15 protein-coding genes are annotated in these 13,614 nt (G+C 70.7%); 12 read left to right on the top strand and 3 right to left on the bottom strand.

Annotated features, from left to right (window positions below; translation table 11 throughout):
* Window positions 1–21 precede the first annotated feature (21 nt).
* The 3 genes from H7I87_RS27875 to H7I87_RS27865 form a co-directional block, all read right to left on the bottom strand.
* Window positions 22–861: a dienelactone hydrolase family protein gene (locus H7I87_RS27875; protein ID WP_009978921.1), complete on the bottom strand. Its 840-nt coding sequence runs from the start codon at window positions 859–861 to the stop codon at window positions 22–24.
* A 56-nt stretch (window positions 862–917) separates the two neighbouring features.
* Window positions 918–1,112, bottom strand: a complete 195-nt coding sequence (locus H7I87_RS27870; protein WP_009978920.1) for an Rv1535 family protein — start codon at window positions 1,110–1,112, stop codon at window positions 918–920.
* A gap of 99 nt (window positions 1,113–1,211) precedes the next feature.
* Window positions 1,212–1,514 carry a hypothetical protein gene (locus H7I87_RS27865; RefSeq protein ID WP_139800210.1) on the bottom strand — a complete coding sequence of 101 codons (303 nt, stop codon included), beginning with the start codon at window positions 1,512–1,514 and terminating at the stop codon, window positions 1,212–1,214.
* Window positions 1,515–1,527: 13 nt separating this feature from the next.
* On the opposite strand from H7I87_RS27865, the gene glmS reads away from it, so the two are divergent.
* The 12 genes from glmS (at window position 1,528) to groES (ending at window position 13,572) form a co-directional block, all read left to right on the top strand.
* Window positions 1,528–3,402, top strand: a complete 1,875-nt coding sequence (gene glmS / locus H7I87_RS27860) for a glutamine--fructose-6-phosphate transaminase (isomerizing) (RefSeq protein WP_011726040.1) — start codon at window positions 1,528–1,530, stop codon at window positions 3,400–3,402.
* Between the two features lie 114 nt (window positions 3,403–3,516).
* The gene (locus H7I87_RS27855; protein ID WP_011726039.1) at window positions 3,517–4,404 is read left to right on the top strand and encodes a DUF4436 domain-containing protein; all 888 of its coding nucleotides are present in this window, start codon (window positions 3,517–3,519) and stop codon (window positions 4,402–4,404) included.
* 66 nt (window positions 4,405–4,470) lie between these two features.
* Window positions 4,471–5,202 carry a rhomboid-like protein gene (locus H7I87_RS27850; protein WP_023862258.1) on the top strand — a complete coding sequence of 244 codons (732 nt, stop codon included), beginning with the start codon at window positions 4,471–4,473 and terminating at the stop codon, window positions 5,200–5,202.
* Window positions 5,203–5,265: 63 nt separating this feature from the next.
* Window positions 5,266–6,687 (top strand): bifunctional ADP-dependent NAD(P)H-hydrate dehydratase/NAD(P)H-hydrate epimerase, encoded by a 1,422-nt coding sequence (locus H7I87_RS27845; protein WP_011726037.1) that lies wholly within the window; start codon window positions 5,266–5,268, stop codon window positions 6,685–6,687.
* Between the two features lie 22 nt (window positions 6,688–6,709).
* Complete coding sequence (gene gad / locus H7I87_RS27840) at window positions 6,710–8,101, top strand: glutamate decarboxylase (protein ID WP_019732664.1); 1,392 nt, start codon at window positions 6,710–6,712, stop codon at window positions 8,099–8,101.
* A gap of 110 nt (window positions 8,102–8,211) precedes the next feature.
* Window positions 8,212–9,378 (top strand): alanine racemase, encoded by a 1,167-nt coding sequence (gene alr / locus H7I87_RS27835; protein WP_179295700.1) that lies wholly within the window; start codon window positions 8,212–8,214, stop codon window positions 9,376–9,378.
* 52 nt (window positions 9,379–9,430) lie between these two features.
* Window positions 9,431–10,480 (top strand): alpha/beta fold hydrolase, encoded by a 1,050-nt coding sequence (locus tag H7I87_RS27830; protein ID WP_011726034.1) that lies wholly within the window; start codon window positions 9,431–9,433, stop codon window positions 10,478–10,480.
* A complete protein-coding gene (gene tsaE / locus H7I87_RS27825; RefSeq protein WP_003873395.1) occupies window positions 10,473–10,952 on the top strand; it encodes a tRNA (adenosine(37)-N6)-threonylcarbamoyltransferase complex ATPase subunit type 1 TsaE in 480 nt (159 codons plus the stop codon). The genes H7I87_RS27830 and tsaE overlap by 8 nt, the downstream gene beginning before the upstream one ends.
* On the top strand, window positions 10,928–11,575 hold the full coding sequence (gene tsaB / locus H7I87_RS27820) for a tRNA (adenosine(37)-N6)-threonylcarbamoyltransferase complex dimerization subunit type 1 TsaB (RefSeq protein ID WP_224119967.1): 648 nt from the start codon (window positions 10,928–10,930) through the stop codon (window positions 11,573–11,575). The genes tsaE and tsaB overlap by 25 nt, the downstream gene beginning before the upstream one ends.
* Window positions 11,572–12,042, top strand: coding sequence for a ribosomal protein S18-alanine N-acetyltransferase (gene rimI / locus H7I87_RS27815; RefSeq protein ID WP_003873393.1), 471 nt, complete (start codon window positions 11,572–11,574; stop codon window positions 12,040–12,042). Before tsaB ends, rimI begins: the two co-directional genes overlap by 4 nt.
* Window positions 12,039–13,064, top strand: coding sequence for a tRNA (adenosine(37)-N6)-threonylcarbamoyltransferase complex transferase subunit TsaD (gene tsaD / locus H7I87_RS27810; protein ID WP_003879516.1), 1,026 nt, complete (start codon window positions 12,039–12,041; stop codon window positions 13,062–13,064). The genes rimI and tsaD overlap by 4 nt, the downstream gene beginning before the upstream one ends.
* A 205-nt stretch (window positions 13,065–13,269) precedes the next feature.
* Window positions 13,270–13,572, top strand: a complete 303-nt coding sequence (gene groES / locus H7I87_RS27805; RefSeq protein WP_003873391.1) for a co-chaperone GroES — start codon at window positions 13,270–13,272, stop codon at window positions 13,570–13,572.
* Window positions 13,573–13,614: the final 42 nt, after the last annotated feature.

Raw genomic sequence — 13,614 nt, 5'->3', positions numbered from 1 at the left:
GACACTTACCACGCCGCCACCTCACTTCAGCAGGGCGACGATCTTCTCTTCCAGCGGCACGGCGCCGGCCTCGGGATCGGGGGCCGCCGTCCCGGGCAGCTGCACGTGCGGATCGGCGAAGTCGCGGTACCTCTTGTCGCCGCCCAACGTGTAGAGCAGATATCCGGTCAGCAGCGCCCGAACCGATCGCTGGGTGCGCCGGTGCGCGCCGGCGAGGCCCACCACCTTGGTCAGCCGCCGGCCCTCGACCAGCCCACCCGGTTCGGCCTTGCTGATGACACGCACCGTGGCGGCGTCCCACACCTCGGCGAGCGCCAGCGCGTTGGAGTTCAGCGTCTTCGCGTCACCAGGCGCGGTGAAGATCACGCCCGGCACCCGCAGCGTCGCCGCCGGCTGCTCGGCCGGCGGGCTGGTCACGCTGGGAAAGACCGCCGCCACCGCCGTGGGCTTGGCCGGCATTCCCGCCGCGGCGAACACCGCCGCCGAGGCGCCGAAACCGTGCCCGGCCACCCCCAGCTTGGCCGGATGCACGCTGATTTTGCCCGGCCCCAACCGCACCCCCGACACGATGTCCAGGGCGGTCCCCAGGTCGAAGGCGAAGTTCAGCACCGACGGCGCCAACCCCCGCTGGGTGTCGGGGGCGGCGGCCACGATGCCCCACGACGCCAGATGCTCCAGCAGGTTCGCATAGCGGGCGGCGCCGGTGAGCCAGTCGTGGCCGAACGCCACCCCGGGCAGATTCAGTCCCTCCTCGGGCGTGTACACCACCCCGGGCAGTCCGGCAAAGGCCAGGTCACCCCGCAAAACCCGGTGCGGACCACGGCGGTGAAGCGCTGCGACGAGCTTGCGGATGCGGGCCACGCGTCGACGTTAGCGCATCGCATCCCGGCGCCGGGGAAACGCGGCCGGGGCCCCGCTCAGGCCCTGACCTCGATGATCCCCACCCGCCACAGCACCGCGTACAACTGGTGCAGCGGGATGGCCAGCAGGCGGGTGGTCATGTCCATCAACGGGTTGCCCGAGTCCGCCGGCGCGGGCCGCGGCGGGCGGGCCGCCCGGGCCGCCGGCACCCGGGTGGCGGTCACCACATCGTCGCACCGAATTGCGGTCATGATTGCCTCCTCGTGGCGCCCGGCGGCCGGTCGGAGAAAGTCAATTCTTCTCCGGCTGAATTGGTGGCTCGGCAAAAGACATGGCTTCGGTAGCCGGAATTATGCGGTCCATTTCCGGTAAAGCCCTGAATCCGAATGGTTGACCACGGTTTCGTGGCCGGCACGCTGCGGAATCGCGATCGGGCGGGCTTCAAGCAGCTCGTCCTTTCCGGTTGCCTCGGTACTCGCCGACGGTGCTTTCCCTTCGAATGTTAGAAACACGCACCGCGAACCCGATGAAGCGAACGAAAACGTCACAAAGACATCAGGTGAAAACATTTTCCCGGGGGCAGCGACGGTCATGACGGCCGCGGCGGCGCCCGCGGGCACCCGCGGACTGGCGGCCCGGCCCTGCGCCTGCACTACCCTGAGCAGAATGTGCGGAATCGTCGGCTACGTCGGGCAGCAGCCCGCCTGCGCGGTCGTCATGGCCGCGCTGCGCCGCATGGAGTACCGCGGTTACGACTCCTCGGGAGTCGCGTTGGTCAACGGCGACGGCACCCTGACGGTGAGCCGCCGCGCCGGCCGGCTGGCCAACCTCGAGGAGGCGGTGGCGCAGCTGCCGCCGTCGGCGCTGACCGGCACCACCGGCCTGGGCCACACCCGGTGGGCCACCCACGGCCGGCCCACCGACCGCAACGCGCACCCGCACCGCGACGCCGCCGGCAAAATCGCCGTGGTGCACAACGGCATCATCGAGAACTACGCCGGCCTGCGCCACGAGCTGGAGGCCGACGGCGTGGAGTTCGCCAGCGACACCGACACCGAGGTCGCCGTGCACCTGGTGGCGCAGGCCTACCGGCACGGCCTGACGGCCGGCGACTTCGCCGCGTCGGTGCTCGCCGTGCTGCGTCGCCTCGACGGCCACTTCACCCTGGTGTTCGCCAACGCCGACGAACCCGGCACCATCGTCGCCGCCCGCCGCTCCACCCCGCTGGTGATCGGCATCGGCGACGGCGAGATGTTCGTCGGCTCCGACGTGGCGGCGTTCATCCCGCATACCCGCAACGCCATCGAGCTCGGCCAGGACCAGGCCGTGGTGCTCACCGCGGACGGCTACCGCATCACCGACTTCGACGGCAACGACGACCTGGGGCCCGGGGCGTACCGCGAATTCCACATCGACTGGGATCTGGCCGCCGCCGAGAAGGGCGGCTACGAGTACTTCATGCTCAAGGAGATCGCCGAGCAGCCCGCCGCGGTGGCCGACACGCTGCTCGGCCATTTCGTCGACGGCCGCATCGTGCTCGACGAGCAGCGGCTGTCCGATCAGGAACTGCGCGAGGTCGACAAGGTGTTCGTGGTGGCCTGCGGCACCGCCTACCACTCCGGGCTGCTGGCCAAGTACGCGATCGAGCACTGGACGCGGCTGCCGGTGGAAGTGGAGCTGGCCAGCGAATTCCGTTACCGAGACCCGGTTTTGGACCGCAGTACCCTGGTGGTCGCCATCTCGCAGTCCGGCGAGACCGCCGACACCCTGGAGGCGGTGCGGCACGCCAAGGAGCAGAAGGCCAAGGTGCTGGCGATCTGCAACACCAACGGCAGCCAGATCCCGCGCGAATGCGACGCCGTGCTCTACACCCGCGCCGGACCGGAGATCGGCGTCGCCTCCACGAAGACGTTCCTGGCCCAGATCACCGCCAACTACCTGGTCGGCCTGGCGCTGGCGCAGGCCCGCGGCACCAAATACCCCGACGAGGTCGAGCGGGAATACCACGAGCTGGAAGCCATGCCGGACCTGGTGGCGCGGGTGCTGGCGACGATCAAACCGGTGGCCGCGCTGGCCCAGCGGTTCGCCCAGTCGCCGACCGTGCTGTTCCTGGGCCGCCACGTCGGCTACCCGGTGGCGCTGGAAGGCGCGCTCAAACTCAAGGAACTGGCCTACATGCACGCCGAGGGATTCGCCGCCGGCGAGCTCAAGCACGGGCCCATCGCGCTGATCGAGGACGACCTGCCGGTCATCGTCATCATGCCGTCGCCCAAAGGGTCGGCCGTGCTGCACGCCAAGCTGCTGTCCAACATCCGCGAAATCCAGGCCCGCGGCGCGATCACCATCGTGATCGCTGAGGAGGGCGACGACACGGTGCGGCCGTACGCCGATCACCTGATCGAAATCCCCTCGGTGTCAACGCTTCTGCAGCCGCTGCTGTCGACCATCCCGCTGCAGGTGTTCGCCGCGTCGGTGGCCCAGGCCCGCGGCTACGACGTGGACAAGCCGCGGAACCTGGCCAAGTCCGTCACTGTGGAATAGCCGGCAACGGCTTCGCCCGGATAAGCCGCGCATCCGCGGTCGATCGATTACATTGCCCTGGGACAGCATTTCGGCGCCAGTGAGCAAGGCGCCCATGCCCGTTCGGGAGGAAGTATGCGATCGGCCGGCATGAGATACGGCGTCGTTGGCCTGGTGGTGCTCGTCCTGGCCGCATACATCGGCTCGGTCGTGCTGTACGCGCAAAGCGGCACCGGACGCCGGATCGACGAGGCCAACCCGACGATGGACGGGGACCGGCCGTCGGCGACGATCAACGTCGAAGACATCCAGTCGAACAACAGCGTGCTCGCCGTCAACCTGGCCTTCAATCCCGGGTCGGCACTGCTGGATCCGAAGACCCACCACCTCAAGGAGGATCTGAGCCTGCGGGTCCGCTCCTCGGCGATGCCGTCCCGGCACACCTGGACCAAGGGCATGCTGCCTGGCCTGATGGCCGTCCCGCTGACCATCGCCGGCCAGATCGAGCGCTGGCCGTTCGACCAATACCACTCGGGCCCGCTGGAAGTCGAGATCTTCTACGGCCCGGACACCGACCGGGACCCCGACCACGTCCCCGTCACCTTCGTCGACCACCTGTCCGGCTGGCAGCTCACCGCGACCCGGCCCCAGGCCGACGGCCCCTACCGGCTGCACGTGCGGCGCTCGATGAGCACCGCGGCGTTCGCCATCGTCATCCTCGGCGTGCTGATCGCGATCGCCAGCCTGGCCCTGTTCGTGGCGATCCAGACCACCCGGGACCGGCGGCCGTTCCAGCCGCCGATGACGACCTGGTACGCGGCGATGCTGTTCGCGGTGGTGCCGCTGCGCAACGCGCTGCCCGGTTCGCCGCCGTTCGGCAGCTGGGTCGACATCACCGTGGTGATCTGGGTGCTGGTCGCGTTGGCGATCTCGATGGTGCTCTACATCGGCTGCTGGTGGCGGCATTTGAACCCGCCGGCCGCCGCGCCGGCCCAGCCGGCCCCCGCGACGACAGGCGGCTGACGAGCGGCGGCGTGTTCGCCCCCGAAGTCGTACGCATGACATGCCACGCATGCCAAGGTTGATGTTGTGGGGCAGGCATCGGTTCGGGGGCGAGTGCGCGGCATGACGCGGGCGGTGTGGCACTTCGTCATCAGTGCCCCGCTGACCTACGGCTGGCTGTTGGTGCTGATGATCACCACCATCATCCAGAACCAGCTCACCGGCCGGCAGCTGCATTCGGTACTGCTGCACCGCTCCACCAACATTCACGAGCTGGGCCGGGACCCGCTGGACGTCCTGTTTTCCAGCCTGCTGTGGATCGACGGCAAGAACTTCGAGCCCTACCTGCTGCTGTTCACCCTGTTCCTGGCGCCGGCCGAACACTGGCTCGGTCAGCTGCGCTGGCTCACCGTGGGATTGAGCTCGCACATCCTGGCCACCTACATCAGCGAGGGCATTCTCTACTTCGCCATCGAGAAACACGACGCGTCGGAGCGGCTGGTGCACGCCCGCGACATCGGGGTGAGCTACTTCCTGGTCGGGGTGATGGCGGTGCTGACTTTCCACATCGCCCGGCCGTGGCGGTGGGGCTATCTCGGGGTGCTGTTCCTCATCTTCGGTTTCCCGCTGCTCACCATGGACCGCGTCGAGCTGAACTTCACCGCGATCGGGCATTTCACCTCGATCCTGATCGGCCTGTGCTTCTACCCGATGACCCGCGCCAAGGGCGGGCGGCAGCTCAGCCCGGCGCGGCTGCGCACCATGCTGCGCCGGCGCGTGGCGCCGCCGGCCCGGCCCGACGTCGACTCCGGCCGGTAACGACGACTCCGGCCGGTAACGAAAGGTGCCGCGCGCCAAGCACGTGCACGTAATCTGGCTCTGATGCGGCATTACTACAGCGTGGACGCGATCCGTGCGGCCGAGGCGCCGCTGCTGGCCAGCCTACCCGACGGCGCCCTGATGCGCCGGGCGGCCTTCGGATTGGCCACCGAGATCGCCGCCGAGTTGACCGCCCGCACCGGCGGGGTGGCCGGGCGACGGGTGTGCGCGGTCGTCGGCTCCGGCGACAACGGCGGTGACGCGCTGTGGGCGGCCACCTTCCTGCGCCGGCGCGGCGCCGCCGCGGACGCCATCCTGCTCAACCCCGAGCGCGCCCACCGCAAGGGCCTGGCCGCGTTCGGAAAGGCCGGTGGTCGCATCGTCGAAAGCGTTTCGCCGACGACGGATCTCGTCATCGACGGGGTGGTGGGCATCTCCGGCTCGGGGGCGCTGCGGCCCGCCGCGGCCGAGGTGTTCGCCGCCGTCGACGACGCGGGAATTCCGGTGGTGGCCGTCGACATCCCCAGCGGCATCGACGCGGCGACCGGGGCGACAAGCGGCCCCGCCGTGCACGCGGTGCTGACCGTCACCTTCGGCGGGCTCAAACCCGTGCACGCGCTGGGCGACTGCGGACGGGTGAAGCTGATCGACATCGGGCTCGACCTGCCGCAGACCGACGTGCTGGGGTTCGAGGCCGCCGACGTGGCCGCCCGCTGGCCGGTGCCCGGGCCGCACGACGACAAGTACACCCAGGGCGTCACCGGCGTGATGGCCGGCTCGGCCACCTATCCCGGCGCGGCCGTACTGTGCACCGGCGCGGCCGTCGCGGCCACCTCCGGGATGGTCCGCTACGCCGGCAGCGCGCACCGGGAGGTGCTCGCGCACTGGCCCGAGGTGATCGCGTCGCCCACCCCGGCGTCGGCCGGGCGGGTGCAGTCCTGGGTGGTCGGCCCGGGGCTGGGCACCGACGACGCCGGGGCCGCCGCGCTGTGGTTCGCCCTGGAAACCGACCTGCCGGTGATCGTCGACGCCGACGGGCTGACCATGCTGGCGGCCCACCCCGAGCTGGTGGCCAACCGGGCGGCGCCGACGGTGCTGACCCCGCACGCCGGGGAATTCGCCCGCCTGGCGGGCAGCCCGCCCGGCGACGACCGCGTCGGCGCCACCCGCAAACTGGCCGACACCCTGGGTGTCACCGTGCTGCTGAAGGGCAATGTCACCGTCATCGCCGACCCCGGCGGCCCCGTCTACCTCAACCCGGCCGGCCAATCCTGGGCGGCCACCGCCGGCTCCGGCGACGTGCTGTCCGGGATGATCGGCGCGCTGCTCGCCTCCGGATTACCGGCCGGCGAGGCCGCCGCGGCCGCGGCCTTCGTGCACGCCCGCGCCGCGGCGTCGTCGGCCGCCGACCCCGGCCCCGGCGAGGCGCCCACCTCCTCGTCGCGCATGGTTCCGCACATCCGGGGCGCCCTGGCCGCCCTGTAGACCTATAGAGAGGAATTCCCCAGTGCCCCAACATCCTTCGCTGCCCGCGCATGCCATCGCCCCGGCCTACACCGGCCGGCTGTTCACCGCGCCGGTGCCCGCGCTGCGGATGCCCGACGAGTCGATGGATCCCGACGCCGCCTACCGGTTCATCCACGACGAGCTGATGCTCGACGGCAGCTCCCGGCTGAACCTGGCCACCTTCGTCACCACCTGGATGGACCCCGAGGCCGGGCGGTTGATGGCCGAGACGTTCGACAAGAACATGATCGACAAGGACGAATACCCGGCCACCGCGGCCATCGAGCAGCGCTGCGTGTGCATGGTCGCCGACCTGTTCCACGCCGAAGGTCTGAACGACGCCGACCCGTACAGCGCCTGCGGGGTGTCCACCATCGGGTCCAGCGAGGCGGTGATGTTGGGCGGGCTGGCGATGAAGTGGCGGTGGCGCGCCAAGACCAAGGACTGGAAGAAGCGCACCCCGAACCTGGTGATGGGCTCCAACGTCCAGGTGGTCTGGGAGAAGTTCTGCCGCTACTTCGACGTCGAGCCCCGCTACCTGCCGATGGAGGAGGGCCGCTACGTCATCACCCCCGAACAGGTCGTCGACGCCGTCGACGAGGACACCATCGGCGTGGTGGCCATCCTGGGCACCACCTACACCGGCGAGCTGGAACCGGTCGCCGACATCTGCGGCGCGCTGGACAAGCTGGCCCTCAAACCAGCATCAGCCGGCGGCGTGGACGTCCCGGTGCACGTCGACGCCGCCAGCGGCGGGTTCGTGGTGCCGTTCCTGCACCCCGAGCTCAAGTGGGACTTCCGGCTGCCCCGGGTGGTGTCGATCAACGTCAGCGGGCACAAGTACGGGCTGACCTATCCCGGCGTCGGCTTCGTGGTGTGGCGCAGCAAGGAATACCTGCCCGACGAGCTGGTGTTCCGAGTCAACTACCTGGGCGGCGACATGCCGACCTTCACGCTGAACTTCTCGCGCCCCGGCAACCAGGTGGTCGGCCAGTACTACAACTTCCTGCGGCTGGGCCGCGAGGGCTATACCAAGGTGATGCAGACGCTGTCCGGCACGGCGCGCTGGCTGGGCGAGCAGCTGCGGGTCAGCGAGCACTGCGAGCTGATCTCGGACGGGTCGGCGATCCCGGTGGTCGCCTTCCGGCTGGCCAAGGACCGCGGCTACACCGAGTTCGACGTCTCCCACGAGCTGCGCACCTACGGCTGGCAGGTGCCCGCCTACACCATGCCCGACAACGCCACCGACGTCTCGGTGCTGCGCATCGTGGTGCGTGAGGGGCTGTCGGCCGACCTGGCCCGGGCGCTGCACGACGACGCCGTCTCGGCGCTGACCTCGCTGGACAAGGTCAAGCCGGGCGGCCACTACGACGCCCAGCACTTCGCGCACTGAGACTTTGCGCCGAGCGTGCAGCCACGGCGAGTTTTCCGCGATTTTTTCGCCATGAGCGCACGTTGGGCACTGGGAGAGAGCACGCGCGCGTTTCTGGGACAATGGCCGCCGTGGCCGTTACGCCGATATCCCTGACCCGGGGCGTCCTCGCCGAGGCGCTGGTCGACCTGGGCGCCATCGAGCACAACGTGCGGCTGCTGTGCGAGCAGGCCCGCGGCGCGCAGGTGATGGCCGTGGTCAAGGCCGACGGCTACGGCCACGGGGCCGTGCAGACGGCGCGTGCCGCGCTGGCCGCCGGGGCCGCCGAGCTGGGCGTGGCCACCGTCGACGAGGCGCTGGCGCTGCGCGCCGCGGGGATCAGCGCACCGGTGCTGGCCTGGCTGCATCCGCCCGGCATCGACTTCCGGCCCGCGCTGCTGGCCGGCGTGCAGATCGGCCTGTCCTCGCAGCGCCAGCTCGACGAGCTGCTGGCCGCGGTGCGCGACACCGGCCGGACCGCCACGGTCACCGTCAAGGTCGACACCGGGCTGAACCGCAACGGCGTGCCGCCGGCGCAGTACCCGTCGATGCTGACCGCGCTGCGCCGCGCCGTCGCCGAGGAGGCCATCGTGCCGCGCGGCCTGATGTCTCACATGGTGTACGCCGACCAACCCGCCAACCCGGTGAATGACGTTCAGGCGCAACGGTTCACCGACATGCTGGCCCAGGCGCGCGAGCAGGGGGTGCGCTTCGAGGTGGCCCACCTGTCGAATTCGTCGGCCACCATGTCGCGTCCCGACCTGGCCTTCGACATGGTGCGCCCGGGTATCGCGGTGTACGGCCTCAGCCCTGTCCCCGAGCTGGGCGACATGGGCCTGGTGCCCGCGATGACGGTGAAATGTACTGTGGCACTGGTGAAGTCGATACGTGCGGGGGAAAGCGTGTCATACGGACACACCTGGACGGCGCAGCGCGACACCAACCTGGCGCTGCTGCCGGTGGGCTACGCCGACGGCATCTTCCGGTCGCTGGGCGGGCGGCTGCAGGTGTCGATCAACGGCCGGCGGCGGCCGGGCGTCGGCCGGATCTGCATGGACCAGTTCGTCGTCGACCTGGGCCCGGGCCGCCCCGACGTGGCCGAGGGCGACGAGGCGATCCTGTTCGGGCCGGGCAGCAACGGTGAACCCACCGCCCAGGATTGGGCCGATCTGCTCGGCACCATCCACTACGAAGTGGTGACCAGCCCCCGCGGGCGGATCACCAGGACCTACCGCGAGGCGCACACCGTTGAGTCCTGACCGAACCCGCAAGCGCCACAAGGGCAGGACCTGGCTTGCGGGGGGCGCGGGGGTGACCGCGGTCGCCACCATCGTCGGGGCCTCGGCCCGCCGGTCCATGACCCAGCGGGCCACCATCGAAGACCCTTACGCCGACGAGGATTTCAACACCTTCGATGGCGACCGCGCCCTGGTGGTAACCACGCCCGACGGGGTGCCGCTGGCGGTCCGCGAAGCCGGCCCGCCCGACGCGCCGCTGACCATGGTGTTCGTCCACGGGTTCTGTCTGCAGATGGGCGCCTTCCATTTTCAGCGGACCCGGCTGCCCGAACAGCTGGGACCCGACGTGCGGATGGTCTTCTACGACCAGCGCGGGCACGGCAGATCCGGGGAGGCCGCACCCGAGAGCTACACGCTGACCCAGCTCGGCCGGGACCTGCAAACCGTGCTGCAGGTGGTGGCGCCGCGCGGACTGGTGGTGCTGGTGGGCCACTCGATGGGCGGCATGACCGTGCTCTCGCACGCCCGCCAGTTCCCCGAGCAGTACGGCCGCCGGATCGTCGGTGCCGCGCTGATTTCCTCTGCGGCCGAAGGGGTTTCGCGGTCGCCGCTGGGTGAGATCCTGAAAAACCCTGCGCTGGAGGCGGTTCGGGTTGCGGCCCGGTCGGCGCCCAAGCTGATGCACCGGGGCCGCAACGTGTCCCGCTCGCTGATCGGCCCGGTGTTGCGGGCCGCCTCCTTCAGCGACCTGCAGGTCAGCCGGAGCCTGGACGCGTTCTCCCAGCGGATGATGAACAGCACCCCCATCCCGACCATGGTGGGTTTTTTGGACGCATTGGAACACCACGACGAGACCGCCGGGCTGTGGACGTTGCTGCGGGTCCCCACCCTGATCGCCTGCGGCGACCACGACCTGCTCACCCCGGACGAGTATTCCCGCAAGATGGCTGCCAGCCTGCCGCAGTCCGAGCTCGTCATCGTCGCCGGGGCCAGTCACCTGGCGCTGCTGGACAAGCCGGAGGCCATCAACGGCGGGCTGGTGCGGCTGGTCCGCCGCGCCACCCCGAGCCGGGCCGCACTGGCGCTGCGGCGAATCGGGGAAAGGTTGTGGCGCCGTGGCTGAATCCGGCACCGCGACGCTGCCCACCGCGCAGGACACCGCCGCGCTCGGCGCGCGGCTGGCCGAGCAGCTGCGCGCCGGCGACGTGGTGGTGCTCTCCGGCCCCCTCGGTGCTGGAAAGACGGTGCTGGCCAAGGGAATTGCCGCGGCTATGGATGTCGACGGCCCGGTCACCTCGCCGTCCTATGTGCTGGCCCGGGTGCACCCGCCGCGGCGGCCCGGCGCGCCGACGATGATCCACGTCGACCTGTACCGGTTGCTCGACCACACCGGCAATCAGGGTGCCGACCTGCTCGGTGAGCTCGACTCGCTGGACCTGGACAGCGATCTGGACGACGCCGTCGTGGTGGCGGAGTGGGGTGAGGGCCTGGTCGAGCGCCTCGCGCCGCGGCACCTGGACATCCGGCTGGAGCGGGTCAGCGGATCCGACGTGCGGATCGCGACCTGGCGCTGGGCCGGCGGGGAGCCGTCATGAGCCCGCTGGTGCTGGCCCTGGACACCTCCACGCCGGCGGTGACCGCCGGCATCGTGCGCCGCGACGATCTGTCCGTGCTGGCCCAGCGGATCACCGTGGACGCCCGGGCGCACGCCGAACGGCTCACCCCGAATGTGCTTGCTGCCCTGCACGATTCGGGGCTGAATATGACGGATCTGGCGGCCGTCGTGGTGGGCTGCGGCCCGGGCCCGTTCACCGGCCTGAGGGCCGGGATGGCCACCGCCGCCGCCTACGGCCACGCGCTGGGCATCCCGGTGCATGGCGTGTGCAGCCTGGACGCCATCGGCGGGCAGACCACCGGCGACACGCTGGTGGTCACCGGCGCGCGGCGCCGCGAGGTGTACTGGGCCCGCTACCGCGACGGGGTGCGCACCGATGGTCCGGCCGTCGCCGCCCCCGCCGACGTCGACCCGGGTGGGGCCGAGGCGGTGGCCGGCTCCCCGGAGCACGCGCGCCTGTTCGGCCTGCCGGTCACCGGACCCGCGCACCCGACGCCGGCCGGACTGGTTGCGGCAGTCGGCGATTGGTCGGTCCGGCCGCAGCCGCTGGTGCCGCTGTATCTGCGCCGCCCGGACGCCACACCGCGGGCGGCCCGGCCATGACCGCGGGCGGCGAACCGGTCACCGTCGGCGCCTTGACGCGGGCCGACGCACGGCGCTGCGCCGAACTGGAGGCGCAGCTCTTCGACGGCGACGACCCGTGGCCGGCCGCGGCGTTCCACCGCGAATTGGCCAGTGCGCACAACCATTACGTCGGCGCGCGGGTCGGCGACACACTGGTCGGCTACGCCGGCATCTCCCGGCTGGGCCGGGTTCCGCCGTACGAGTACGAGATCCACACCATCGGCGTGGACCCGGCATATCAGGGCCGGGGCATCGGCCGCCTGATGCTCGACCGGCTGCTCGAGTTCGCCGACGGCGGTGTGGTGTATCTGGAGGTGCGCACCGACAATGAGCCGGCCATCGGGTTGTATCGCAGCGTCGGGTTCGAGCAGATCGGCCTGCGCCGGCGCTATTACCGCATCAGCGGCGCCGACGCCTACACCATGCGCAGAAAGGCCCGGCAATGACGACCATCCTGGCGATCGAAACCTCTTGCGACGAAACGGGAGTCGGCATCGCGCGGCTGGACGCCGACGGTGCGGTGACCCTGCTGGCCGACGAGGTCGCCTCCAGCGTCGACGAGCACGTGCGGTTCGGCGGCGTGGTGCCCGAGATCGCGTCGCGCGCACACCTGGAGGCCCTGGGGCCCACCATGCGCCGCGCCCTGTCCGCCGCCGGCGTGACCAAACCCGACGTCGTCGCGGCCACCATCGGGCCCGGGCTGGCCGGTGCCCTGCTGGTGGGAGTCGCTGCGGCCAAAGCGTATTCGGCGGCCTGGGGGGTGCCGTTCTACGCCGTCAACCACCTGGGCGGGCACCTGGCCGCCGACGTCTACCAGCACGGGCCGCTGCCCGAGTGCGTCGCGCTGCTGGTCTCCGGCGGCCATACCCACCTGCTGCAGGTGCGCTCGCTCGGCGACCCGATCGTCGAGCTGGGCAGCACCGTCGACGACGCCGCGGGCGAGGCCTACGACAAGGTGGCGCGGCTGCTGGGGCTGGGCTACCCGGGCGGCCGGGTGCTCGACGAGCTGGCCCGCACCGGCGACCGGGAGGCGATCGTGTTCCCGCGCGGCATGACCGGCCCGCGTGACGCCCCGTACGCGTTCAGTTTCTCCGGGCTCAAGACGGCCGTGGCGCGGTACCTGGAAAGCCACCCGGACGCGGTGAACGCCGACGTCGCGGCCGGCTTCCAGGAGGCCGTGGCCGACGTGCTGACCCGCAAGGCGGTGCGCGCGGCCACCGACCTCGGCGTCACCACCCTGCTGATCGCCGGAGGAGTGGCCGCCAACTCGCGGCTGCGCGAGCTGGCCGAGCAGCGCTGCGCGGCGGCCGGGCTGACGCTGCGCATACCCCGGCCGGGGCTGTGCACCGACAACGGGGCGATGATCGCGTCGTTCGCCGCGCATCTGGTGGCCGCCGGGGCGCCGCCGTCGCCGTTGGACGTGCCCACCGATCCGGGCTTGCCGGTGGTGAAAGCGCAGGTCAGCTGATCGCCGACGGCGAACACACGAGAAGCAGCGGAGTGCCCTTGAGTGCTAGCACTCGCATGTATAGAGTGCTAGGTGGCAATCGACCAAGCCCGGTGTCGGCACCCGCGACGACGGCGCTCGGGCATGGACGAATGCCGAACACCTGATTATTCGGCATGTTCGGGGCGCGCCCCGGACCCGACCCAAACACTGGAGGGCTCCAATCGTGGCGAAGGTGAACATCAAGCCACTCGAGGACAAGATTCTCGTGCAGGCCAACGAGGCCGAGACCACGACCGCATCCGGTCTGGTCATTCCCGACACCGCCAAGGAGAAGCCGCAGGAAGGCACCGTCGTCGCCGTCGGTCCCGGCCGGTGGGACGACGACGGCGCGAAGCGCATTCCGCTGGACGTCTCGGAAGGCGACACCGTCATCTACAGCAAGTACGGCGGCACCGAGATCAAGTACAACGGCGAGGAGTACCTGATCCTGTCGGCGCGCGACGTGCTGGCTGTCGTCTCCAAGTAACAACCGTGTCCCGCCCCGGCGATCCCCGCGCCCCCACGCGGG

This window comes from Mycobacterium timonense (genome assembly GCF_025821985.1).
Classification (GTDB): domain Bacteria; phylum Actinomycetota; class Actinomycetes; order Mycobacteriales; family Mycobacteriaceae; genus Mycobacterium; species Mycobacterium avium.
This window is presented reverse-complemented; position numbering and strand designations above follow the sequence as displayed.

What these genes read in the sequence shown, in the direction of transcription:
- H7I87_RS27870 (WP_009978920.1), bottom strand. Translation starts at nt 1,112, where the DNA reads ATGACCGCAATTCGGTGCGACGATGTGGTGACCGCCACCCGGGTGCCG.
- glmS (WP_011726040.1), top strand. Translation starts at nt 1,528, where the DNA reads ATGTGCGGAATCGTCGGCTACGTCGGGCAGCAGCCCGCCTGCGCGGTC.
- H7I87_RS27855 (WP_011726039.1), top strand. Translation starts at nt 3,517, where the DNA reads ATGCGATCGGCCGGCATGAGATACGGCGTCGTTGGCCTGGTGGTGCTC.
- H7I87_RS27845 (WP_011726037.1), top strand. Translation starts at nt 5,266, where the DNA reads ATGCGGCATTACTACAGCGTGGACGCGATCCGTGCGGCCGAGGCGCCG.
- rimI (WP_003873393.1), top strand. Translation starts at nt 11,572, where the DNA reads ATGACCGCGGGCGGCGAACCGGTCACCGTCGGCGCCTTGACGCGGGCC.
- tsaD (WP_003879516.1), top strand. Translation starts at nt 12,039, where the DNA reads ATGACGACCATCCTGGCGATCGAAACCTCTTGCGACGAAACGGGAGTC.